Source organism: Lentisalinibacter salinarum, from assembly GCF_040706555.1.
Lineage (GTDB): Bacteria > Pseudomonadota > Gammaproteobacteria > Steroidobacterales > Woeseiaceae > Lentisalinibacter > Lentisalinibacter salinarum.
Genome location: NZ_JAPDRH010000001.1, coordinates 363,538 through 386,534, shown reverse-complemented (window position 1 = coordinate 386,534; position 22,997 = coordinate 363,538). Strand labels below are relative to the sequence as shown.

Here is a 22,997-nt window from a genome sequence, read left to right as displayed (position 1 = left end):
ATTCGTGAAAGTCACTGATTGCCAATCCGTGACGGCCAGGTGACGGCCAACCTCAGAAATACGGAAAACAACCTCGGGGTGGGGGGATGACACACGCCAGCGCACGACAGCGCTTCGACGAGATCCGTGCGGGCCTGCGCCTGCCGGTCGTCGTAGCGCCCATGTTCCTCGTTTCCGGCCCGGACATGGTGGTGGCCGCCGCCCGCTCGGGGGTGCTTGGCTCGTTCCCGGCGCCGAATGCCCGCACCATCGACGTGTTCGAGGAGTGGGTCTCGACCATCAGCGAGCGGCTGGCCGGCTTCCGCCGCGACCAGATTGCCGGCGCCACCGATGCCTGGGCCATGAACCTGGTCGTGCATCGCACCTACGACCGGCTGGACCAGGAACTGGCCATCCTCGAGAAATACCGCCCGCCCATCGTCATCACGGCGCTCGGTAGCCCGAAGGACGTGGTGGACGCGGTGCACGGCTGGGGCGGCCTGGTGATCGCCGACGTGAACAGCGTCGAGTACGCGCGCAAGGCGGCCGCAGTGGGCGTCGACGGCCTGGCCCTGGTCTCCGCCGGCGCCGGCGGCCACACCGGACACATGGCGGGCTTCGCCTTCGTCCCGGCCGTGCGGGAATTCTTCGACGGCATCCTGATACTGGCCGGCGCCATCGGCGACGGGCGGGCCGTGCGCGCGGCGGAGGTGCTCGGCGCGGATCTCGGCTACATGGGCACCCGCTTCATCGCCGCCGAGGAGAGCATCGCCTCCGAGGAATACAAGCAGATGGTCGTCGACTCGGTGTTCCCGGACCTGGTGCTCACCGACTTCTTCACCGGCGCCCACGCCTATTACATGCGCCAGAGCATCGAGGCTGCCGGCCTGGATCCGGACAGCCTGGAGGCCGGCACAGGCATGAACCTGTCCGAGAAGAAGGCCTGGAAGGACGTCTGGTCGGCCGGCCAGGGCGTGGGCACCATCCACAAGGTGGAGCCGCTCGCCGACATCGTCGACGCCATCGCCGAGGAATACGAGGCCGCGAAGCGGGTGCCCTGAGCCCGGTCGGCCGGTCCGGACGGCAGCCCGCCCGATCAGCCCGTCGCGGGCGCGCCGGCGACGAAGCGGCGGAAATGCTCCACCGCCGCCGGCGCGTGGGCATCGAAGGGCAGCGCGGCCAGTTCCTCCAGCACGGCGCCGGCCGCGGCCCCATCCGCGCTCTGCATCCAACGCCCGTCGGTCTCCTGCATGCGGGCGCGGGCGATCTTGCCGGCTCCGGAAATCACGATCTCGCCGTTCAGGGCGCAGCGTTCGCTGACCAGCCAGGCAGCCACCGGCGCCACGTAGTCCGGCGCCATGCGCTCGCGCAGCGTCTCGGGCAGGTGGGCCTCGGTCATCTGCGTCGCCGCGTAGGGCGCGATGGCGTTCACCCGCACGTCCCGCCCGGCGCCCTCGTGGGCCAGCGCGTAGGTGAGGCCGAGCAGCGCCGCCTTCGACGATGAATACGCCGGCAGCCCGTGCTCGCCGTAGAGTCCGGCCACCGAGGTGCTGAGCAGCACGGCACCGCCGCGCTGATCGTAGAGATGCCGGAACAACGGGTGCAGCACGTTCACCGTGCCGAAGAGGTTCACCTCGAAGTTGCGCCGGAACTCCTCGATGCTCTGTTTGTGGAAGCTCCGGCCCTCGGAGACACCCGCGTTGGCGATGTGGGCGTCGAGTCTGCCCCAGGTGTCGAGCGCCAGTTCCAGCAGCCGCTCGCCGGCGCAGGCCTCGGTGATCTCGGAGTAGTCCGCCACGGCCTCGCCGCCGGCGGCACGGATCTCGTCCACGACCCGGTCCGCCGAGGCCTGCTCCTCACCCGCGTGGCTGCGGTTGTTCACCACCACCCGCGCGCCCTGCGCCGCCAGGTAGCGGGCATAGGCGCGGCCGAGTCCCTTGCCGGCGCCGGTGATGACGACCACCCGGCCCTCGAACGACGCGGCCTCAGGCGGCATCGGAGGTGCGTGGCCAGCGGGTCTGCACCCAGCGGAAGCGCCGGGTCACGAAATCGAGGTCGGCGAGACAGGCGTTGCCCGCCGGGTTCAGACCGGTGACGTGGAAGTCGCTGTACGCGGCGGCGAAATTGATGGGCATGCCGATGAGGTTGCACGACAGCGAGGCGCCGGCGTCATGGTAGGCATCCTCCGCGCGGGCCAGGAAGGCATCGTTCGTGGAATAGACGTGGGATGTGATCGCGCCGTGGGCGCGCACGTCGTCGGTCGCCCGGGCCAGCCCGGCGTCGGCATCGTCGGCGGCGATGACGAAGGAGATCGGCCCGAAGTGCTCCTCGCCGAACAGGTCGCCGGCGTCGGTGTCCACCTGCACGATCAACGGCGTGGCCGTACGCGCATCCGGGTAGTCGGGATGTTCGTAGGGCCCGGAGTCGCGCAGGATACGCCCGCGGTCACGCACGCCGTCGCGGATGCGGTCGATGCTCTCAAGGATGCGGGGGTCCACCAGCGCACCGCACAGGTTGCCCGCCTGCTTCGGGTTGGCGAGGAACTCCTCCACGGCATCCACGATACCGGCGGCCACCTCATCGAAGGAGAGATGCCGCCCGCCGGCCTCGATGCCGCCGCGGGGCACGAAGATGTTCTGCACGCTCGTGCACATCTGGGCTGACGCCTGGCACAGCGAATGGGCGATGGCGCGGCGCATGCCGTCGAAGTCGTCGGTGGATTCCACCACCACCGAATTGCAGCCGGCGGTCTCCGTGAAGACGAGCTTGTCGGCGCAGTGCTGCTCGATCCAGCCGCCGAAGCGGGGGCCGCCGGTGAAATCGATGATGGCGCAGTCCGGATGGCGGATCAGCTCCAGCGTGTTCGGCTCCGCCTCCGTGTCCGCCGCCATCAGGACCAGGTCCGGGTCGTGGCCTGCCTCGGCGAGCACCTCGCGCATGGTGCGCACGAAGATCGCCACCGGCAGCGTGGTCTTCGGATGCGGCTTGACGATGACGCCGTTGCCCGTGGCGAGATCCGCCATGATGGCCGGATAGCCGTTCCACTGCGGGAACGTGGCACAGGTGATCACCACGCCGATGCCGCGGGGCATGATGCGGTAGCGCTTCTCGAGCTCGGTCTCCGGCCCGGCGCCGAACCGGCGCTGCCAGGTCGCCTCGCGCGGCACGTCGTCCATGGCCTTCCAGGCGTAGGCCAGCGCCTCCAGGCCCCGGTCCAGCGCATTGGCGCCGCAGCCGGCGAAGGCCATGATGAAGCTCTGGCCGGCCGTGTGGACGGTGGCGTGGGCATTGACGAACAGCGACTCGGCGCTGCCCAGCCGGTCCAGCATCTCCAGACAGACGCCGACGCGCTCCTCGGTGGGCAGCCGGCGCCACGCGCGCTGGGCCTCCTTGACCGAAGCGAATGCCCGGTCAGGGTCGAGCTTCGGGTAGGTGATGCCGAGCGCCTCGCCGGTGAGCGGCGAGACCTCCTCGCCCACCTCGCCGACGGTGCCGGGCAGCTCGATCTCGAACGGCCGGCCCAGCATCGACTCGTAGGCCGCGAGCCCGGCAGCGGGAATCTCCCTGCCGTGAATCTTGCTACTGGGCGATTCCGGGTACGCCGTCCAGGCATAACGCTTCTCGCAGGCATCCACTGCCTTCTCGAGCGTCCCGCGATGTTTCTCGAACAGACTATTCATGGCTCGCCAGACCCGACTCCTCTCAAACAGGGGTGATCCACGATTCTAGGTACGCACGGTCTTGTTGTGCAAGCCATCGCTGTAGGAGGGCCTTCAGGCCCGATTCCTTGCCCCATTTCCCAACCCGAATCTCGCCTCAATTCTCCCCCGACCCGTTCAGCGTAATCGCCAGGATCCCGTCCAGCGCGCGCCGCACCTCGCGCAACTCGGTCAGCAGGGCCTGCCGGCCTTCGGCGGCGGCGCCGCCGCCCTGCAGCAGGTCGCGATGCGCCGCCAGCTTCAGCGCCGTCTCGTACAGCGATTTCGACACGGACTCCTCGGAAAAGAGCCGACCCTGCAGACGCATCTGCCGACCGAGTTTCAGGCAGCCGGACACGAAGGCGGGCCGGTCATCGACGGCCTCGGTGCCGGCCTCGGCCAGCGCCCGGGCCACCACCCGGTAGGCATCGGCGAAGGACCTCAGCACGGCGTGGGCCAGCAGCAGCCGGCTCTGGCGCAGCACCCGCACGACGCCTTCCTCCCCGCCCGCGAGCGCCTCGCGCCAGCTCGGGAAACGCTCCTCCAGTACCGCCTGCACCGCCGCCGGATAGTCCTGGCGGCGCGGGAAGTAGAAGTCGAACAGGAACAACTCCCGCAGCTCTTCCAGTAGCGCGAACAGCGCCGCCTCGCGCTCGCTCTCCGGGGCGCCGGCGGCACGGTACAGGGCCACCTCCACCAGCGCGTCCAGCACGAAATGATGGATGGCCGTGTTGCGGTAATAGGCGGCCTTCAGGTGCTGGTCGGGCGTGATGGCGTAGAGCCGCTCCGTGCCCTCGTCGAAGAAGGTCACGATGCCGGTGGAGCGCAGCTGCTCCAGCGTAGCCGGCAGCGTCTCCGGCTGGCGGAAGTCCGGGTCGCCCGCAATCTCGAGATGGCGACGCCGCACGAGGCTCATGCCGACCCGGGTGAGGAAGCCGATCTCCTTCAGGCTCAGCGCCCGGTTGCCGGCGGCGAGCAGGATCAGCGTGACGATGGCGGTGGCGGTAATCGGCGTGGCCGCATTCATGCGGAAGGCGACCTGCAGCGCGAGATTCTGCACCAGCAACTGCTTTTCCGACTCGTCCGGCCCCGCCTCGAGGCTGTCCCGGGGCGCCAGGTCGGTCAGCGCCAGCTCCTCGCCGAAGCGCAGGAAGATGCGGCCGTGCGGCGCCGAGGAGCGCAGGAAGCGCACGATCCAGGTCGCCCCCTCGGGCTTCTTGGCGTGGCCGCGCTGCTCGGTGGCGTAGTCCTCCACTTCCGTGATCTGGTCGTAGGTCACCGACACCGGCACGAACGCCACGTCGAGCAGCTGGGTGCGCAGGATGGACTCGACCACGTAGTTGAACAGGCCGTAGCGCGGCGGCAGCAGCTTGCCCGTGCGCGAGCGCGTGCCCTCCAGCGCCCACAGGAGCGAGAAGCGCTTGTCGATCAGATAGTCGATGTAACGGCGGAAGGTCGCCTTGTAGATCTCGTTGTCCTGGAACGAGCGGCGCAGGAAGATGATGCCGGCGCGCCGGCCGAGCGCCCCCAGCCCCGGCGTGTTCAGATTGATGCCGCCGAAGGTCAGCGGCAGCGGCAGGTTGGCGTCGAACAGCACGATCGACAGCGCGATCGTGTCCAGCATGGACTTGTGGCTGATCAGAAAGGCGACCGGCCGGCTGCCGAGCAGCTCTGCGACATGGCGCAGCTGCTCCTCGTCCACGTCGATCTCCGGGTCGTGATTGCTGCGCGCGGCCGCCCGGTAGATGGCCATGGCGAGGTCCAGAGAGAACGGCGTCTGCCGGGCGGCCATCTCCTCCAGGTAGTCGCCCGCCTTGTCGGTCACCTTCTGCACGCTCTCGTCGCGCTGCTGCGCCAGGTTGGCCAGCTGTTCGCGGAATTCCCGGTTGGCGAATACGTCCTTCGGCAGCAGCCTGGCCACCTTGTAGCGCGTACCGCGGGCGACGCGCTCCGCCCGCTCCAGCGTTATGAGTGCTTGGCGGCGGACGAAATCCGACAGTCCCACCGTCGGCGCGTCGCTGCCGTGCTGGTCCCGATAGCGCTGCCTCAGGTCCTCCAGCGGCGCCCCCTGACCGGCGATGAAGCGCATGCGGTCCGGCTGGCCGCGGGCGATCCTGCGGCGGCTGAACAGGGTCGGCCGCTCGGTCCACGCGAAAAAGAAATCCCGCAGCAGGCTCCCTCCTTCGTCCCGCTCCGCGGGCAGCCAGACGATGCGCACGGGCTGCAGCCACGTATCCGGTTCCATGTCATCCAGGCCGGCGAGGCCCTCGCCATCCTGGGGCAGGTCGAACAGGCGATAGTCAGTCTTCTCGGCCGCCGGGCGGGTGGACTCGATCCAGTCCCTGAGCAGCTTGTGTTCGAACCGGTCGGGGGCGTCGAGCAGGAAAACGACACTGCCGTGCCCCTCGTCGGGCCAGGGTGAATCCGCCGCTCCCGACTCCAGTGCCGTTTCCTGCAGTGACTGCCTGTTCACGCCTGATCGCCCCCCGCGCATCGCCGTGGGCATCAGATCGTAACCGGCTTGCCGCCGCGATGCCCGCCACTCAGTATGGCATGGATGTCCCTTCCTGTGACGGGCCGGTCAGGAGGCGCGCGAGTGCAGCCAGCGCGGCAGGAAGCCGTGCGGATCCGTCTCTTTGTCGGCGTTCCAGTCCACTCCGGCGTCCTTCAGCGCGGCCTGCAGTTCGCCGCTGACGAACGCATCGAAGGTCTCGCTGCAACCGCCGACGAGCTCGCCGCCGACGAACACCTGTGGGATGGTCTGCATGCCGGTCCGCGCGTTCAGCGCGGCCCGGATCCGGCCGCCGCGATCGTCCTCCTGCCATTCAACCGCATCCAGATCGATGCTGCGATAGGGGATCCCGCAGTGTTCGAAGAACTTGCGCACCGACCAGCAGAACTCGCACCACTCCAGCGCGAACATCACCACGGGCTCGTCCGCGATGACGCGCTCCACGAAGGCCGCCGCCTCGTCGTCGACCTGCGGTTCCTCCGCCGGCGGCGGCGCCGCCGCCGCGGGCCGGTCGAACCGGAAGGACGGTGTCGAGCGCGAGATCGCCTGCTCCTCCTCGTCCATCTCGACCGCGACCTCGTCGAACAGCGGCGTGGACATGTAACGCTCGCCTGTGTCCGGCAGCATGCAGAGGATCACGCTCCCCGCGGGCGCGGTCTCCGCGACGGTCAATGCGCCCGCCAGGGTGGCTCCGCCGGAGGTGCCCGCCAGGATGCCTTCGAGGCGCGCGAGATCCCGGGCGCAGCGCAGCGCGTCGTCGCCGGCCACGGGCACGACGCGCTCGACCAGGCCCGCGTCCATCGCCGTCTCGGTCAGCCGCGGGATGAAGTCCGGCGACCAGCCCTGTACCAGGTGGGGCCGGAACCGGGGATGGCTCTCTGCGGGCGAGCCGTCGTCGTTCCGGCTCTGCCTGAGGCCGCTGCCGAGCACCGGGGCATTGTCGGGCTCGCAGACGACGACGCGCGTCTCGGGCCGCTCCGCGGCCAGCACCCGCGAGACGCCCGCCAGGGTGCCGCCGGTGCCGCAGCCCGTGACCCAGTAGTCGAGCCGCTCACCGGCGAAATCCCTGAGGATCTCCCGGGCGGTGGTCTCGCTGTGGGCGGCCGCATTCGCCTCGTTCTCGAACTGCCGGCACAGGAACCAGCCGTGGGCGTCGGCGAGCTCCTCGGCCTTCGCCAGCATGCCGGAGCCTTTCCCCGACGCCGGCGTCAGCACCACGCGCGCTCCCAGGAAGCGCATCAGGCGGCGCCGCTCCACGCTGAAGTTCTCCGCCATGACGACCACCAGCGGATAACCCTTGCGGGCACACACCATGGCGAGCCCGATGCCGGTGTTGCCGCTGGTGGCCTCCACGACGGTCTGGCCGGGCCGCAACAGGCCGCGGCGCTCGGCGTCCTCGATGACGGCGAGCGCCATGCGGTCCTTCACCGAACCCAGCGGATTGAAGGCCTCCAGCTTGACCCAGATCTCGACGCCCGGGGGCGACATCCGGCCGAGTTTCACGACCGGAGTGTCGCCGATGGTGCCGAGGATGTTCTCGTAACGCTTCTTCATGGTCGCCGCCTCCCGGTTCTTCAGTAAACCTGCATGAACGCCCAGATGTTCATGGCCAGGATGCCGCAGCCCAGGATCAGCCCCAGGATGGTGGTCGGCGTATCCAGTTCGTCGCGTCTGCGTGTCTTGTCGTCCATGGTCTCGTCCTCCGTCGTGGTGAACCATGGGGCCAGACTAGGCGCCCGACGTATCGGCAGGATTTCGGGACGATGGCGTTTTGTTGCCGCTTCGTATCAGTCCGCGGCGATGTAATCGCGCAGCAGCTCGAAGACACGCTGCTGGTCGATGGGTTTGCGCAGCACCTCGATCACGCCGGCCGCGCGCAGCCGGGCTTCATGCAGGTCTTCGGCGTAGCCGGTATAGATCGCCACCGGGAAGGGGTGATCGGAGAGCCGCACCCGCTCGGCCAGGTCGAGGCCGGTCATCGACGCCATCGACTGGTCGAACAGCCCGAAATGCGCCCCGCAGCCGTCCTCGATGGCGCGCAGCGCGGCCAGCGGATCCCGATAGGCGGTGACCTCCAGCCCCCAGCTCTCGAGCCGGTCGATCATGAACTCGCGCACGCTGTCCTGATCCTCCACCAGCAGCACGTGGCCGCCGAGCCCGAGCGTAGCCCGCCCGATGTCCTGCTCGGGCGCGTTCTCGTCCAGCACCATGCCGTGCAGAGCCGGCAGCAGGATACGCAGGCAGGCACCGCCTCCCGGCGCCCTGTCCACGAGGATGTGGCCGCCGTGCTCGTGGACGATGCCGTGCACCATCGCGAGACCCATGCCGGTGCCGCGGCCGGTCTCCTTGGTGGAGAAGAAGGGCTCGAACAGCCGGTCGAGCAGATGATCGCCGATGCCCGGCCCCTCGTCCGCCACCGACAGCTCGACGTAATCGCCGGTGACAGGATGACGGCACGACGAGCAGATCTCGTCCCGCAGTCCCGCGTCCGCCACGGCCACCGTGATCTCGCCGGCGCCGTCCATGGCGTCCCGCGCGTTGATGCAGAGATTCATGATGATCTGTTCGATCTGGACCGGGTCCATACGCACCAGCGCCGTCCCGCCCTGCAGCAGCGGCCTGAAATGCACGGTGCTCGGGATCGTGGAGCGCATCAGATCGAGCGCCTCCGTGACTACCGGTTCCAGCGCGAGCGCGCGCGGCCGGCTCTTCTGTCCGCGGCTGAACGTCAGCATTTGCTGGATCAGCACCCGCGCCTTCTCCGCGGAACGGTTTGCGCGCTCGAGGTACCGGACCATGGTGTCGTCGCCCAGCTCCGCCGCGCGATCGACGCCCATGGACAGATAACCCATGATACCGGTCAGGATGTTGTTGAAATCGTGGGCCACGCCGCCGGTCAGGTGGCCCAGGGCCTCCATCTTCTGCGCCTGGCGGAGCTGTTCCTCCAGGCGCTTGCGCTGTGTCTCCGCCTCGTGGCGCTGGGTGATGTCGCGGAGATAGCCGATGAATATCTCGCCGCCGGCGCCCTGGGCCACGCCGATGGCGAGCTCGATCGGGAACTCGCTGCCGTCGGAACGCAGGGCCCAGGTCTCGATGCGCCTTCCCAGGTACGGTCCGCTGCCTTCGCGCAGATAGCGGGCCATGCCCCGCTCGTGGGCACGCCGATAGCGCTCCGGGATGATCAGCTCGGACAGCCTGCGGCCGACCGCCTCCTCCTCGTGGATGCCGAAGCATTCCTCGGCGGCCGGGTTGAAACCGAGGATGCGACCGTCCGCGTCCATGGTGACGATGCAGTCCAGTGCCGCCTCGACGGTGGCGCGCAGCCGGTCCTCGCTCTGGCTCAGCGCCTCCTCGCGGTGCTTCAGGTCAGTGATGTCCCGGGAGTAGGAGATCAGCCGGTCGACGCCGCCGAGGCGCACCCGCTTCATGACGATCTGGTCCCAGTGCAGGCTGCCGTCGCGATTGCGCCGGTGCCATTCGTAGCGCTGCACCTCGCCCTTCCTGGCCCGCTCGATGTGCTTCGAGACGCCGGCGAAGTTGTGCGGGTATTCGCCGGAGCCGAGGTCGCTGAAGCGCTTGGAGAGCAATTCCTCGCGGCTGTAGCCGTAGCTGCTGTAGACGGTCGGGTTCACGTCGACGACGTAACCCGTATCGAGGTCGTGGATATAGATGCCGTCCTCGGCGGTCTCGAACATCGTCCGGTAGCTCTCCTCCATCTGCTGCTGGCGGTCGAGAGCGCGCTGGTGCTCGAGTTCCGCGGCGGCCCGCACGGCGAAGATCTGCAGTATGGACTCCAGAAACTCCGGTTCCGGCAGCCGCTGGCTGTGGGCCACGGACAGCACCCCGAGCGACTCTCCGGCCGAATCCCTCAGCGGCACGCCGGTGTAACTGTGGAAGCCGAACGTTCGGAACATGCCGTCCGCCGGGAAACACTGCTGCGCGTCGCCGGAGTAGTACTGGAAGCCCTCGCCCAGCACGAATCGGCAGGGCGTGCCGGCCACGTCGTAACTCATCGGCGCCGTCAGCTCGCCCCGGTTCCAGGCGGCCAGCACCTCGAGCCGGCGGCCGTCCTCGCCGAGCTGCGCGATGAAGGCGAAGTCCACGGACAGGGTCTCGCCCAGCTTCTCGACGATGGCGCGGAACACGTCGCTGCCGACCGCACCGGAGACACCCAGCGCCACATTCTTCAGGGCATTCTCCGTGAGCTTGCGGCGCGAGATGTCGGTGGCCATGCCGCACAACGCATAGGCCCGACCGCTCTCGTCGCAGAGCGCGAACTTGCGCACGAGGTAGGTCGTGCGCCGCTCGCCGGACCGTGCATGCTCCTCGGTCTCCATCTCCCGGCAGGTCTTCAGCACCTCCCGGTCCACCCGCCGGTAGCCCGCCGCCATCTGCGGGTCGATCAGCTCGAAGTCCGTGCAGCCGATCACCTCGTGCTCCGCGCGGCCGATGCGCTGGAGGAACTCCCGGTTGACGAGGACGTAGCGTCCTTCGGGGTCTTTGACGAACACGAGCGTGGTCGTGTTGTCCAATATCTGGCTGAGACGGAAGGGCCGGAAGGACACGCGCAGACGCCGCCCCTCCCTCTCGAGGACGACGAGCCAGGGCCTCGGCACGTCCAGCCGCCGCCAGATCAGGCTGTGGGAGCCGCTGCCGGCGGCCTCGGCCATGGCGGCCTCGATCGCCGCTGCCGGCACTACCCCCGTCGCCATGACGGCGGTGAGGGTCCGGCCTTCCAGAGACTCCTGCCGGCCGAGGAAGGCCGCCGCGGGCCCGCTCGCCGAGACGATGCGCCCGTCTTCCAGCCACAGCACGGCCACCTCCTCGGCGAAGGCCGCAGGACGGTTGGCGGTATGGCGGTCGATTTCCATGGTCGATCTCTGGTCGATCTGTCCGGCGCGGAATGGAGCCTCCGAGTCTAGCGGTGCCGGCGGCCCCGGGAGTCCGCGCCTACAAAGCGCGAACAATTGATACGAAACTGAAACAATCGCGGCACTCGTCCGCCCTGGACCCCTCTCAGGGCGCCGGCACGAACTTGTAGCCCACGCCTCGCACCGTACGGATCAGGCGCGGATTGGCCGGGTCTTCCTCGACCTTCTGGCGCAGGCGCGCCACGCGGATGTCGACGCTGCGGTCGTAGGGGTCCCAGTCCCGGTTCTGGGTCAGATTCAGTATCCGGTCACGGGACAGCGGGCGATTCGGGCGTTCCGCGAGCACGTGCAGGAGTTCGTACTCCATGCGCGTCAGCGGCACTTCCTCGCCGCTCTCGTCCAACAGCACTTCCGCCGTGCAATCGAGCCGGTAGCGGCCGACCGGTATGAGTTCTCCCGCGGCTGCGCCCCGCCCGGCGGACTCACCGACCGTGTCGGCCGTGTCGGCATTACGCCGGTAGCGGCGCAGCACGCTCTTCACTCGGGCCAGGAGCTCGCGCGTATCGAAGGGTTTGGTGAGGTAGTCGTCGGCGCCCACCTCGAGTCCGATGATCCGGTCCAGGGTATCGCCGGCCCCGGAGACGATGATGATCGCCACGTCGTGATGCTCGCGGACGTAGCGAGCCAGGCTGAGGCCGTCTTCGCCGGGCAGCCCGATGTCCAGCAGGATGAGATCCGGCGCGAAGCCCGCGAGCAGCTCCCGGGCCTCGTCCGCAGACCTGGCCATCCCGACCTCGAAATGATGCAGGTCCAGGAAGTCCTGCAGCATCCCGCGCACGTCGGGATCGTCGTCGACAACCATTATGCGATGCGACCGTTCCATGCCCGCCCCCCCGGCAAGACAAACAGCCAACACGGGCGATGATAGCATCGCCCGTGTTGGCCGGTTAGCCGGCGCCGCCGCTTACATGAGCGGAGCCAGCGCCTCCGTGATCCGCGCCATCTGCCCGGCGCTGACCAGGTTGCCCAGCACCGTCTGGAAACGGGGCTCCTGCACGCCGGAGACGATGTACTGCCAGCGATAGGCCGCGAGCATCGCCTCTTCGAGGTCCCCGTACTCCGTCTCGCCGACCTCCCGCCCGCAGATCGACACGAAATAGGCCGTGTCCGCCGCGGACTGGAGCTGCAGGATGCCGTCCACGGCGCCCACCAGTTCGATCAGGTCGTCCACTGCCCGGTCGCGCTCGGCGTCGGAGAGCTTCGCGTCCTCGCGGGCCCACTCCAGCTCGTCCAGCACGGCGTGCTGGGACTCTTCCTTCCAGTGGTACAGGAAGACGTCCTTGTACAGCTCGGAGAGCTCTGCATCCGGCCGGATGCTCTGCCGGTAGTGGGCCTGCGTGAAGAGCTCGATGTGGCAGGTGAGCCCGAGCACCGCCCAGGTGCACTTGGAGAGCACGGCGGCCGCCACGTCGTTCGGGTCCGGCAGGAAGCGGTAACCCTCGGGCATGCCGTCGGCCACCATGCCCTCGATACGGCGGAACAGCTCCTGGTGCTTCAGTTCCTCGTCGCTGAAGCGGATCAGTGCCTCGAGCGCGGTCTGGTCGCCCAGCCAGTGGTCGCGGCTCACCTCCAGGATCTTGGCGTTGATGAACCGCTCCACCAGGCCGAAGATATTGGCGTAGGAACGGCCCTGGATCTGGCTGATCAGCCGTTTCTCGTCGCCGCTCAGACTCTCCATACGGTCCACCAGCGACAGGCCGTCCGGCAGGAACTTCTGCGAGAAATCGAAGCTCCGTCCGCGGATGACGTCGTCGTCGATGTCCCAGCGCACCCGCCTGGAGATATCCACGCACCGCGCGTAGCGGCCTGTATCGGTCACGTAATTCTGTTCTGCGATCTGCATTTCCCGTCTCCCTCTCACGATGGTTGTCGTCACTCTCTCGGACGATGCGGTGTGCCCGTCCATGGGAGCCAGATTAGGGCGGGAAGGTATCCGGACGGTGTCGCCGTGCATGGCAATTGTTGTCCGTTTGTATCTTCCCGCCCCTCATCAGAAGAGCGCCCGGAGGATCTCCGCGGCCTGCGCCAGAGAGTCGTCCCGACCGGCCACTGCGGCCGGTCCTCGTGAAGGGAGACAATAGGGGAGGGTCGTATCGGACCGATGTCCGTACGCTTACGGTGTGTTGGCTCTTTGTAGCAGGGTGGTTACAGGTATCAGATCGTGCCGTACAGGCGGTCGCCCGCATCCCCCAGACCGGGGACGATGTATTTCTTCTCGTTCAGATGATCGTCGACCGCGGCCGTGTAGATCTGTACGTCCGGATGGGTCTTCTCGACCGCGGCGATACCCTCCGGACAGGTCACCATGCAGATCACGATGATCTTCTCCACGCCGCCCGCCTTCAGCAGATCCAGTGTGGCGATGGTGGAACCACCGGTGGCCAGCATGGGGTCCACGACGATGTACAGCGCGTCTTTGTGGAACGTGGGCAGCTTCTGGTAGTACTCCACCGGCGTCGCCGTCTCCTCGTCACGCTGCATGCCCACGAAGCCGACCTTGGCGATGGGCACCAGGTCCAGGATCCCCTCCAGCATGCCGACGCCCGCCCGCAGCACCGGCACCACCACGATGTCGTTGGCGATGCGCTTGCAGGTAGCCGATGCCACCGGCGTCTCCACGTCCACCTCCTCGACCTGTACCTGCTTCAGTGCCTCGTAGCAGAGGAACATCGTGATCTCGTTGGTGAGTTCGCGGAATTTCTTGTGCCCGGTGTCCTTGTTCCGGATCAGGGCGAGCTTGTGCTGGATGCAGGGGTGATCCACTTCGACGTACATGGGCAGGCCTCGTCGTTGGTTGCGCGGAATGGCCGCTCGGAATGGCCGCTCGGAATGATAATTCGGGGTCGGCGGGGATTATACCGCCTCCGCCCGTCCCCACCCGGCAGCGGCAGGCGGCGATTTCGGGCCGGCGATTTCTGACTGGCTGGGGATGCCGGTAAACTAGCGGCGTCTCACCGCGAGCCCCGCAGCCATGGCCAAGCTTTATTTCTATTATTCGTCGATGAACGCCGGCAAATCGACCTCGCTGCTGCAGTCCAGCTACAACTATCGGGAGCGGGGCATGCACACGCTCGTGCTGGCGCCGGAACTCGACGACCGCTACGGGGTGGGCCGCGTCACCTCTCGCATCGGCCTGGAGACCGACGCCCTCACCTTCCGCACGGACGACGACCTGTTCGCCACCGTCGAGCGCGAACACCGCGAGCGGCCCCTGCATTGCGTGCTGATCGACGAGGCCCAGTTTCTCACCCGGCAGCAGGTCTTCGAACTGAGCGAGGTCACGGACCGGCTGGGCATCCCCGTGCTCGCCTACGGGCTCAGGACGGACTTCCAGGGCGAGCCGTTCGAGGGCAGCAAGTATCTGCTGGCCTGGGCCGATAATCTGAAGGAGATAAAGGCCATCTGCCATTGCGGCAGCAAGGCCACGATGGTCATCCGCCTCGACGGCGAGGGCCGCGCGGTCACCGAGGGCTCCCAGGTGGAGATCGGCGGCAACGACCGCTACGTCTCGATGTGCCGCCGGCACTTCAAGGAACGCTTCTACGCCGGCGGCGACTGACCCGCCGCCGCTCCCGCCATGCAGTTCCTCACCGCCCTAACCGGCATCGCCACCCTGCTCGTGCTCGCCGTCCTGATGTCGGAGGACCGGCGGCGCATCAGGCTGCGTACCGTCGGCATCGCGCTGGGCCTGCAGGTGGCCATCGCGGCCCTCGTCATCTACTTCCCGCCCGGGCGCGGCGCCCTGGCCGGCCTGGTCCGGGGCGTGCAGAACGTGATCGACTACGGCAACGAGGGCATCGAGTTCGTGTTCGGCGCCCGCACCACCGAGAGCCTCGGCTTCACCATCGCCGTGAACGTGCTGCCGGTGATCGTCTTCTTCTCGGCGCTGATGTCGCTGCTCTACTACCTCGGCATCATGCAGCGGGTCGTCTCACTGCTGGGCGGCTGGTTGCAGCGCCTGCTCGGCACCACGCGCACGGAGTCCATGTCGGCGGTCTCCAACATCTTCGTGGGCCACACCGAGGCGCCGCTGGTCGTGAAACCCTATCTCGCCGGCATGACCCGCTCGGAGCTGTTCGCCGTGATGACCGGCGGCTGCGCCACCATCGCCGGCGCCGTGATGGCCGCCTATGCCTCCATGGGGGTGGATCTGAACTACCTGATCACGGCGAGCTTCATGGCGGCGCCGGGCGGCCTCGCCATGGCCAAGATCGTCATGCCCGAGGCCCACGCGCGGGAGGCGGAGATCGCGGTGGGCCCGGTGGAGGAGGACGAGAAGCCGGTCAACGTCTTCGAAGCCATCGGCAACGGCGCGTTGCTCGGCCTGAAGCTGGCGCTGAATGTCGGCGCCATGCTGCTCGCCTTCGTGGCGATGATCGCGCTGCTGAACGGGCTGATCGGGGGCGTCGCGGGGCTGGCCGGCTACGAGGGCCTGACCCTGCAGCAGATCCTCGGCTGGCTGTTCGCCCCGCTCGCGTTCCTGCTCGGCATCCCCTGGGCCGAGGCCCCGGCGGCGGGCAGCCTGATCGGCCAGAAGCTCGTCATCAACGAATTCTATGCCTACGCGAACTTCGTGCAGATCAAGGACGAGCTGTCCACCCACGCCCAGACGGTGGTCACCTTCGCGCTGTGCGGCTTTGCGAATCTGACCTCCATCGCTATCCTGCTCGGAGGGCTCGGCAGTATTGTCCCGGCCCGCCGGCACGACATTGCGCGCTTCGGGCTGAAGGCCGTGCTGACCGCGACGCTGGCCAACATGATGAGCGCGGTGCTGGCCGGGCTGTTCTACTCACTGGGTGCCTGAAGGCCATCGGGGCACCGGGGCATCGACGCATCGGCACGGAAGAATCATGAGACGCGCAATCATCCTGGTACTGGACTCCTTCGGCATCGGCGCCACCGACGACGCGGAGCGCTACGGCGACACCGGCGCGGACACGCTGGGCAGCATCGCCCGCGCCTGCGTGGCGGCGGCCGAAGCCGGCGAGCGCAGCGGGCCGCTGGCCCTGCCTAACCTCGCCCGTCTGGGCCTCATGCATGCGGCCAAGGCGAGCACCGGCGCCGTACCGGCCGGCTGCGAGCTGCCGGACTCGGTGGGGGGCGCCTGGGGTTACGCGAAGGAACTGTCCAGCGGCAAGGACACGCCCAGCGGCCACTGGGAGATCACCGGCGTCCCCGTGCTGTTCGACTGGGGCTATTTCACCGCGCGGGAGAACACCTTCCCGCCGGAGCTGCTGGACGCCCTGATCCGGCGCGGCGACCTGCCCGGCATGCTGGGCAACTGCCACGCCTCCGGCACGGAGATCATCGCCCGGCTCGGCGAGGAGCACATGGCCACCGGCAAGCCCATCGTCTATACCTCGGCCGACAGCGTGTTCCAGATCGCAGCCCACGAGGAGTCCTTCGGGCTGGAGCGTCTGCTGGCACTCTCGGAGATCGCACGGGAACTGGTGGACGAGTACCGCATCGGCCGGGTCATCGCCCGGCCCTTCGTCGGCGACAGCGCAGACACCTTTCAGCGCACCGGCAACCGGCGCGACTACACGACGCCACCCCACGCGCCCACGGTGCTCGACAAGCTCGTGGACGCCGGCGGCGAGGTGGTGAGCGTGGGCAAGATCGCGGACATCTTCGCTCACCAGGGCATCACCCGGAAAGTGAAGGCCAACGGCAACGACGCGCTGTTCGACGCCACGCTGGAGGCGGTGGCGGCGGCGCCGGAGCGCAGCATCGTCTTCACCAACTTCGTGGATTTCGACATGGTGTACGGCCACCGCCGCAACGCGCTCGGCTACGCCACCGCGCTGGAGGCCTTCGATGCCCGGTTGCCGGAGCTGCTGGAGGCCCTGGACAATAAAGGCCTGAATGACGACGACCTGGTCGTCCTCTGCGCCGATCACGGCTGCGACCCCACCTGGCAGGGCTCGGACCACACGCGCGAGCACATCCCGGTACTGGCGACCGGCGCCGGCCTCGCCGCCGGCCCGCTCGGCGAGCGCGCGACCTTCGCCGACATCGGGCAGACGCTGGCCGGCTACTTCGGGCTGGAACCGATGGACTACGGCGAGAGCTTCCTGCCCTGAGTCCCTTTCTTTCCTGGCCGCCCTGCGGGGGTATTCATCTTGCTCCCGACAAAAGGTCGCGGCGATGGATACCCCCGCATGGCGGCCGTGCTCGCGGTGGCGTGCAGGCGCTGCCAGTTAGGAGCGGCTTCAGCCGCGATTGATCGGGCCTGCAGGCCCTCCTACCGGTTCTGCTGGCGTTCGACCAGGCCGGCGGTGATCTTCGCAGCCAGCGCGTCGGCTTCCCTGGTCACACGTTCCGTGTCGATGGTCAGGATCTCACGGTCGCGCATCAGCACCTTGCCCTCGACGATGGTGGTGACCACGTCCTGCTCGTCGGCCACATACACCAGGTGGGAGGTGACGTCGTAGGTGGGCACGAAGTGCACGTCGTCGAAGGAGACCTGGATGATGTCGGCGCGCTTGCCCGGCTCCAGGCTGCCGATCTCCTCGCCCATGCCGATGGCCTCCGCGCCGCCGGAGGTCGCCATGCGCAGCACCGCTTCGGCAGGCAGCGCCTGGGGGTCCATCTCCTCCACCTTCTGCAGGAAGGCCGCGAGACGCATCTCCTCCCACATGTCCAGGTCGTTGTTGCTGGCGGCGCCGTCGGTGCCGAGGCCCATCAGCACTCCGGCGGCGAGCATCTCCGTCACCGGAGACACGCCGGCGGCGGTCTTCATGTTGGAGGTCGGGTTGTGGATGGCGCCGACTCTCCGCTCCACCAGCACCGGGATCTCCTCCGGCTGCGGCCACACGACGTGGGCGCCGATGGTCTTCACGGCAAAGAAGTCCATCTCTTCCAGCATGCTGATGGTGGTGGTGCCGTAGTTTTCGCGGGTCATCTCCACCTCGAACGGCGACTCGGACAGGTGGATGCTCATCGGCACGCCGAGTTGCTGGGCCGCGTCGCGGACCGCCGCGAGATGCTCGGGCTTCAGGGTGTAGTTCGAGTGGGGACCGAACGCGGGAGTGATACGCTCGGAGCGTCCCTGCCAGCGCTTGATGTATTCGATGCCTTTCGCCAGCGCGTCGCCCGCGCCCTCGGCGTCCGGCGTCCTCTGGTCGAGCACGGCGGTCGTGACCATGGCCCGCAGCCCGCAGGACTCGACCACCGCCGCGATGGTGTCCGGGTAGTAGTACATGTCCACAAACATGGTGGTGCCGCCGCGGATCATCTCCCAGCAGGCGAGCTCGGTGCCGATGCGCACGAACTCGGCATCGACGAAGGCGACCTCGGCGGGGAAGATGTAATTGTTCAGCCAGTCCATCAGGGCGTAGTCGTCGGCGATGCCCCGCAGCAGGCTCATGGCCGCGTGGGTGTGGCCGTTGATGAGCCCGGGCATCACCACCCGATTGTCGCCGGCGATGCGCTCGGCGGCCGCGTAGGCCGCGTCCACCGCCTCCGCGGTGTCCACCGCGACGATGCGCCCGTCGGCGACGGCGACGGCGCCGTCCTCGATGAGCGTCCAGTCGTCGTCCATGGCCACGACGTAGTCGCCGGCCACGATCAGGTCCACCGGGGCCCGATCCTCGCCGACCGATGTGCTACGCTCTGCCGGCGCTTCCGGGCTGCAACCGGCGGCGGCCAGCGCCGCCAGCAACAACAATGCGAGGGAGCGTCGGATGTCGGGGTATCGATCGGGTTTCGTCATGGTTTCTACCGGGTCGTGCATGGACTGTGCGTGCAGGGGTGCCGCATGGCGTGCGCGGAATGATAACAGGCGGCCGCCGGGATGAGTCCGGAAGAGATCGCCGCCCTGCCGAAGGCGGAACTGCACTGCCACCTGGAGGCCTGCGTGCGTCCCGGCACCCTGCGCGAGGTGGCCACGGCACTCGGCCGCGAGGTGCCCGCCGACGAGGCGGCATTCCGCCGGGAATGGCTGCTCACTGAACCGCTGCAGGACCTCGAGACCGCGCTGCGCGCGTTCGCCAACATCCAGTCGGTGTGGGCGAACGAGGAGATCATCGAGCGGCTCGCCTACGAGGCCGTGGAATACGCGGCCGACCAGGGCATCCGCATCTTCGAACTCCGCTACTCGCCCGACTTCATCGCCGCCGCCCATCCGCATCTCGATTTCGAGCGCATCCACCGGGCGATTGTCGCCGGGCTCGAGCGCGCCCGTAACCTGCCCGTTGCCACCGGGCTCATCGGCATCATCCAGAAGACCCTGAGCGATGTTCGGGCCGCCTACACGGCGGACTTCATCGTCGAGTGCAGCGACACCTTCGTGGGACTGGACATGGCCGATCACGACGACGGCAACCAGGCGCGTTTCCTGCCGCTGGTGGAGAAGGCCCGCGTCGCCGGTCTGCACTTCACCACCCATGCGGGCGAGGAGCCCACGCCGGACGCCGCGCAGCAGGTCCGCGACGCCATCGAGGTGCTCGGCGCCGAGCGCATCGGCCACGGCATCCACATCGTCCGCGACCCGGCGGTGATGGAGTTCGTCATCGAACGCGACGTGCTGCTGGAGGTCTGCCCCACCAGCAACTGGCTGACCAGCGCCGTGCCCTCCACCGCCGAACATCCGATCCGCCGGCTGATGGAGGCCGGCGTGCCGGTGTCCATCAACTCCGACGACCCGGGACTCTTCGGCATCGACCTCTGCCACGAATACCGCATCCTGGCAGAAGAGCAGGACTACACCCGCGCGGAGTTCGAGCGCCTGAACGACCTGGCCGCGGCGAAGAGCTTCATCCCGGAAGCGGAAAAGGCCCGCGTCTGGCCCCGCCCGATAAACCAGGGTAGGAGGGCCTTCAGGCCCGATTCCTCCACCCCCGATTCCTCGAGGCCCGACCGCGAGGGGAATCGGGCCTGAAGGCCCTCCTACATACGGTGCCATCGTCATGTTAATGACCAACGTCATCCGCAGGAAACGCGACGGCGGCAGCCTCTCCGCGGAACAGATCGCGTTCTTCGTCGCCGGCCTCGCCGACGGCAGCATCCCCGCCGAGCAGGTCTCCGCGCTGGCCATGGCCGTCTTCCTGCGCGGCATGGAGTTCGACGAGGCGGCGGAGCTGACCAGCCGCATGGCGGCCTCCGGCACCATGCTGGAATGGGATGCGGACGCCCTCGGCGGCCCGGTGGCGGACAAGCACTCCACCGGCGGTGTCGGCGACAAGGTGAGCTTCCTGCTGGCGCCCATCGTCGCCGCCTGCGGCGGTTACGTACCGATGATCTCCGGCCGCGGCCTCGGCCACAGCGGCGGTACGCTGGACAAGATCGACAGCATCCCGGGCTACGAATCGACGCCGGACCTCGATCGCTTCAGAAAGGTCGTGGCAGAGGTCGGCTGCGCCATCATCGGCCAGACGGCGGACCTGGCGCCGGCTGACCGGCGCTTCTACGCCATCCGCGACATCACCGCGACGGTGGAATCCATACCGCTGATCACCGCCTCGATCCTGTCGAAGAAGATCGCGGCCGGGAACCAGGGCCTGATGATGGACGTGAAATGGGGCACCGGCGCCTTCATGGCCGAGCTGGACGATGCACACGCGCTCGCGGAGAGCATCATCGCGACGGCGGAGCGCGCCGGGCTGCCCACCCGGGCGCTCATCACGGACATGAACGAGACCCTGGGCCTCACGGCCGGCAACGCCCTGGAGATGGCCGAGTCCGTGGCCTATCTCACGGGCGGCGAGCGCGAGGCGCGCCTGGACGAGGTCGTGCTGGCGCTGTCCGCCGAGATGCTGCACCTGACCGGCCTCGCGGGCGACCGGGACGCGGCGCTCGCCATGGCCGACGAGGCGGTCGCCTCGGGCCGCGCCGCCGAGAAGTTCGCCGGCATGGTCTCCGCCCTCGGCGGTCCGTCCGACTTCCTCGAACGCAGCGACCACTATCTGCCCGCGGCACCGGTCGTGCGCGAGATCCGCGCCGGGCAGGACGGCTATCTGGCCGCCGTCGACGCACGGGCCGTGGGCAACGCCATCATCGAACTGGGCGGCGGACGCCGGCGGGTGGAAGACACCCTGGATCTGTCCGTGGGCTTCGCGGCGGTGGCGCCGACGGGCACACGGGTGGGACCGGACGAGACGCCGCTGGCATTAGTCCACGCCGCCAGCGAGGAAGACGCCGACCGCGCGGTTGCCAACCTGCGCGCCGCGTGCACCGTAGAAGACACAGCTCCGGCGCCGCAGCCGGTGATCCGCGGCCGGCTGCCCGCCGGCTGAATCCCCGGGCGACACACAGGAGAACCGGATGGGCATCTGGATCAGCTTCGTCGGCATGGCCGTTATCCTCGGCATCGCCGTGCTGCTATCGACCAACCGGCGGGCGATCAACCTGCGCGTGGTCGGCGCCGCCTTCGCGCTGCAGGCGGGCGTCGCCGCCTTCGTGCTGTACCTGCCATTCGGCAAACAGCTGATCCAGTCGCTTTCGAACGGGGTGTGGACCGTCATCGGCTATTCCGGCGCCGGCATCGATATGGTCTTCGGCAAGCTCGCCACCGACTACGAGAACCTCTCGTTCGCCATCAACGTGCTGCCCATCATCATCTTCTTCGCCTCGCTGATGGCCGTGCTCTATCACGTCGGCGTCATGCAGTGGGTCGTGCGGCTGGTTGGCGGCGCGCTCCGGCGCATCATCGGCACCCAGTCGGTGGAGTCGCTAAACGCCGCGGCCAACATCTTCGTCGGCCAGACCGAGGCGCCGCTGGTGGTGCGGCCGTATCTGCGCGGCCTGACCGAGCCCCAGTTCTTCGCCATCATGGTCTCGGGGCTGGCCTCCGTCGCCGGTACCGTGCTGTTCGCCTACGCATCCATGGGGGCGAAGCTCGAATACCTGCTCGCGGCCAGCTTCATGGCCGCACCCGGCGGCCTGCTGATGGCGAAGCTCATCATCCCGGACGAGCCCGGCGAGCGTGAGGAGCCCGGCGAGACGCCGAAGGTGGAAGCCGGCACCAGCCATTACGAGAACGTGATCATGGCCGCCGCCGTCGGCGCCCAGGACGGCCTGAAACTGGCGGTGAACATCGCCGCCATGCTGCTCGCCTTCGTGGCCCTGATCGCCATGTTCAACGGCTTCGTCGGCTGGCTCGGCGGCCTTGCCGGCGTCGAGGCGCTGACGCTGCAGGACATGCTCGGCTGGGTCTTCGGGCCGCTGATGTTCCTGCTGAGCGTGCCCTGGGAGGAGGCCCAGGTGGCCGGCGCGCTGTTCGGCGAGAAGCTGATCCTGAACGAGTTCGTCGCCTTCCTGCACTACCGGGAGCTGGTGGAAGGCCTCAGCCCGCGCGCCCAAGCCGTGATCACCTTCTCGCTGTGCGGCTTCGCCAACCTCTCGTCCATCGCCATCCTGCTGGGCGGCCTCGGCAGCCTGGTGCCGGAGAAGCGGGACCTGATCGCCCGCTTCGGCCTCAGGGCCGTGGCCGCGGGTTCGCTGTCGAACCTGATGAGCGCGGCGCTCGCGAGCGTGCTAATCGGTCTGTAGCAGGAAGGAATAGGGCAGCAGGTCGTCGATGCCGTAGCTCACCGTGGCGCCGGCGCCGTCCAGCAGCACGATGCGGGTGTCGGCATCCGCAAACTCGCGGATCTTCTGCCGGCAGCCGCCGCAGGGCGTGCAGGCGCCGGGGGTGTCGTGGCCGCCGGCCACTGCAATGGCCCGGATGCGCCGCCCGCCCGCGGCGACCATGGCGGCGATGGCACCGGCCTCGGCGCACAAGCCCTCCGGGTACGCCGCGTTCTCGACGTTGCAGCCCGCATGCACCCGGCCGGCCTCGTCCATCACGGCCGCGCCCACACGATAGCCGGAATACGGCGCGTGGGCGTGCTCGCGAACCGCCAGCGCGCCATCCATCAGTTCGGACCATTCCGTCAT

At 68.3% G+C, this 22,997-nt stretch carries 17 protein-coding genes; 7 read left to right on the top strand and 10 right to left on the bottom strand.

What is annotated here, in order from left to right:
• Nucleotides 1–86 precede the first annotated feature (86 nt).
• A complete protein-coding gene (locus tag ACJMKZ_RS01565; protein ID WP_405231434.1) occupies nt 87–1,040 on the top strand; it encodes an NAD(P)H-dependent flavin oxidoreductase in 954 nt (317 codons plus the stop codon).
• Between the two features lie 35 nt (nt 1,041–1,075).
• On the opposite strand, the gene ACJMKZ_RS01560 is transcribed toward ACJMKZ_RS01565, so the two are convergent.
• The 8 genes from ACJMKZ_RS01560 to upp form a co-directional block, all read right to left on the bottom strand.
• Entirely contained in the window at nt 1,076–1,975 is a 900-nt protein-coding gene (locus tag ACJMKZ_RS01560; RefSeq protein ID WP_405231433.1) for an SDR family NAD(P)-dependent oxidoreductase, read from the bottom strand.
• Entirely contained in the window at nt 1,965–3,659 is a 1,695-nt protein-coding gene (gene paaN, locus ACJMKZ_RS01555) for a phenylacetic acid degradation protein PaaN (protein ID WP_405231432.1), read from the bottom strand. Before paaN ends, ACJMKZ_RS01560 begins: the two co-directional genes overlap by 11 nt.
• Before the next feature lie 136 nt (nt 3,660–3,795).
• Complete coding sequence (locus tag ACJMKZ_RS01550; RefSeq protein WP_405231431.1) at nt 3,796–6,150, bottom strand: 1-acyl-sn-glycerol-3-phosphate acyltransferase; 2,355 nt, start codon at nt 6,148–6,150, stop codon at nt 3,796–3,798.
• Between the two features lie 108 nt (nt 6,151–6,258).
• Nucleotides 6,259–7,743 carry a pyridoxal-phosphate dependent enzyme gene (locus ACJMKZ_RS01545; protein ID WP_405231430.1) on the bottom strand — a complete coding sequence of 495 codons (1,485 nt, stop codon included), beginning with the start codon at nt 7,741–7,743 and terminating at the stop codon, nt 6,259–6,261.
• A gap of 233 nt (nt 7,744–7,976) precedes the next feature.
• The gene (locus ACJMKZ_RS01540) at nt 7,977–11,060 is read right to left on the bottom strand and encodes a hybrid sensor histidine kinase/response regulator (protein ID WP_405231429.1); all 3,084 of its coding nucleotides are present in this window, start codon (nt 11,058–11,060) and stop codon (nt 7,977–7,979) included.
• 145 nt (nt 11,061–11,205) lie between these two features.
• The gene (locus ACJMKZ_RS01535) at nt 11,206–11,943 is read right to left on the bottom strand and encodes a response regulator (protein WP_405231428.1); all 738 of its coding nucleotides are present in this window, start codon (nt 11,941–11,943) and stop codon (nt 11,206–11,208) included.
• An 81-nt stretch (nt 11,944–12,024) separates the two neighbouring features.
• Nucleotides 12,025–12,963, bottom strand: coding sequence for a hypothetical protein (locus ACJMKZ_RS01530; RefSeq protein ID WP_405231427.1), 939 nt, complete (start codon nt 12,961–12,963; stop codon nt 12,025–12,027).
• A 311-nt stretch (nt 12,964–13,274) separates the two neighbouring features.
• Nucleotides 13,275–13,895, bottom strand: coding sequence for a uracil phosphoribosyltransferase (gene upp / locus ACJMKZ_RS01525; RefSeq protein WP_405231426.1), 621 nt, complete (start codon nt 13,893–13,895; stop codon nt 13,275–13,277).
• A 196-nt stretch (nt 13,896–14,091) separates the two neighbouring features.
• Between upp and ACJMKZ_RS01520 the strand changes: the two genes are divergently transcribed.
• Genes ACJMKZ_RS01520 through ACJMKZ_RS01510 form a run of 3 tightly spaced genes read left to right on the top strand, consistent with a single transcriptional unit; the run spans nt 14,092 to nt 17,203 of the window.
• Nucleotides 14,092–14,679, top strand: a complete 588-nt coding sequence (locus ACJMKZ_RS01520) for a thymidine kinase (protein WP_405231425.1) — start codon at nt 14,092–14,094, stop codon at nt 14,677–14,679.
• A gap of 18 nt (nt 14,680–14,697) precedes the next feature.
• Nucleotides 14,698–15,924, top strand: a complete 1,227-nt coding sequence (locus ACJMKZ_RS01515; protein ID WP_405231424.1) for a NupC/NupG family nucleoside CNT transporter — start codon at nt 14,698–14,700, stop codon at nt 15,922–15,924.
• A gap of 46 nt (nt 15,925–15,970) precedes the next feature.
• Nucleotides 15,971–17,203 (top strand): phosphopentomutase, encoded by a 1,233-nt coding sequence (locus tag ACJMKZ_RS01510; RefSeq protein WP_405231423.1) that lies wholly within the window; start codon nt 15,971–15,973, stop codon nt 17,201–17,203.
• Nucleotides 17,204–17,364: 161 nt separating this feature from the next.
• On the opposite strand, the gene ACJMKZ_RS01505 is transcribed toward ACJMKZ_RS01510, so the two are convergent.
• Nucleotides 17,365–18,834 carry an amidohydrolase family protein gene (locus ACJMKZ_RS01505; protein ID WP_405231422.1) on the bottom strand — a complete coding sequence of 490 codons (1,470 nt, stop codon included), beginning with the start codon at nt 18,832–18,834 and terminating at the stop codon, nt 17,365–17,367.
• An 81-nt stretch (nt 18,835–18,915) separates the two neighbouring features.
• Between ACJMKZ_RS01505 and add the strand changes: the two genes are divergently transcribed.
• From add to ACJMKZ_RS01490, 3 genes are read left to right on the top strand one after another with little or no spacing between them, the layout of a single operon-like run.
• The gene (gene add, locus ACJMKZ_RS01500) at nt 18,916–20,001 is read left to right on the top strand and encodes an adenosine deaminase (protein ID WP_405231421.1); all 1,086 of its coding nucleotides are present in this window, start codon (nt 18,916–18,918) and stop codon (nt 19,999–20,001) included.
• Between the two features lie 28 nt (nt 20,002–20,029).
• Entirely contained in the window at nt 20,030–21,355 is a 1,326-nt protein-coding gene (gene deoA, locus ACJMKZ_RS01495; RefSeq protein ID WP_405231420.1) for a thymidine phosphorylase, read from the top strand.
• Nucleotides 21,356–21,383: 28 nt separating this feature from the next.
• Nucleotides 21,384–22,610 (top strand): NupC/NupG family nucleoside CNT transporter, encoded by a 1,227-nt coding sequence (locus ACJMKZ_RS01490; protein ID WP_405231419.1) that lies wholly within the window; start codon nt 21,384–21,386, stop codon nt 22,608–22,610.
• On the opposite strand, the gene ACJMKZ_RS01485 is transcribed toward ACJMKZ_RS01490, so the two are convergent.
• On the bottom strand, nt 22,596–22,997 hold the full coding sequence (locus ACJMKZ_RS01485) for a cytidine deaminase (RefSeq protein ID WP_405231418.1): 402 nt from the start codon (nt 22,995–22,997) through the stop codon (nt 22,596–22,598). The two genes, ACJMKZ_RS01490 and ACJMKZ_RS01485, sit on opposite strands and share 15 nt — an antisense overlap.

Coding starts and splice junctions, on each gene's coding strand:
- ACJMKZ_RS01565 (WP_405231434.1), top strand. CDS start 87: ATGACACACGCCAGCGCACGACAGCGCTTCGACGAGATCCGTGCGGGC.
- ACJMKZ_RS01560 (WP_405231433.1), bottom strand. CDS start 1,975: ATGCCGCCTGAGGCCGCGTCGTTCGAGGGCCGGGTGGTCGTCATCACC.
- paaN (WP_405231432.1), bottom strand. CDS start 3,659: ATGAATAGTCTGTTCGAGAAACATCGCGGGACGCTCGAGAAGGCAGTG.
- ACJMKZ_RS01545 (WP_405231430.1), bottom strand. CDS start 7,743: ATGAAGAAGCGTTACGAGAACATCCTCGGCACCATCGGCGACACTCCG.
- ACJMKZ_RS01540 (WP_405231429.1), bottom strand. CDS start 11,060: ATGGAAATCGACCGCCATACCGCCAACCGTCCTGCGGCCTTCGCCGAG.
- ACJMKZ_RS01535 (WP_405231428.1), bottom strand. CDS start 11,943: ATGGAACGGTCGCATCGCATAATGGTTGTCGACGACGATCCCGACGTG.
- ACJMKZ_RS01530 (WP_405231427.1), bottom strand. CDS start 12,963: ATGCAGATCGCAGAACAGAATTACGTGACCGATACAGGCCGCTACGCG.
- upp (WP_405231426.1), bottom strand. CDS start 13,895: ATGTACGTCGAAGTGGATCACCCCTGCATCCAGCACAAGCTCGCCCTG.
- ACJMKZ_RS01520 (WP_405231425.1), top strand. CDS start 14,092: ATGGCCAAGCTTTATTTCTATTATTCGTCGATGAACGCCGGCAAATCG.
- ACJMKZ_RS01515 (WP_405231424.1), top strand. CDS start 14,698: ATGCAGTTCCTCACCGCCCTAACCGGCATCGCCACCCTGCTCGTGCTC.
- ACJMKZ_RS01510 (WP_405231423.1), top strand. CDS start 15,971: ATGAGACGCGCAATCATCCTGGTACTGGACTCCTTCGGCATCGGCGCC.
- ACJMKZ_RS01505 (WP_405231422.1), bottom strand. CDS start 18,834: ATGACGAAACCCGATCGATACCCCGACATCCGACGCTCCCTCGCATTG.
- add (WP_405231421.1), top strand. CDS start 18,916: ATGAGTCCGGAAGAGATCGCCGCCCTGCCGAAGGCGGAACTGCACTGC.
- deoA (WP_405231420.1), top strand. CDS start 20,030: ATGTTAATGACCAACGTCATCCGCAGGAAACGCGACGGCGGCAGCCTC.
- ACJMKZ_RS01490 (WP_405231419.1), top strand. CDS start 21,384: ATGGGCATCTGGATCAGCTTCGTCGGCATGGCCGTTATCCTCGGCATC.
- ACJMKZ_RS01485 (WP_405231418.1), bottom strand. CDS start 22,997: ATGACGGAATGGTCCGAACTGATGGATGGCGCGCTGGCGGTTCGCGAG.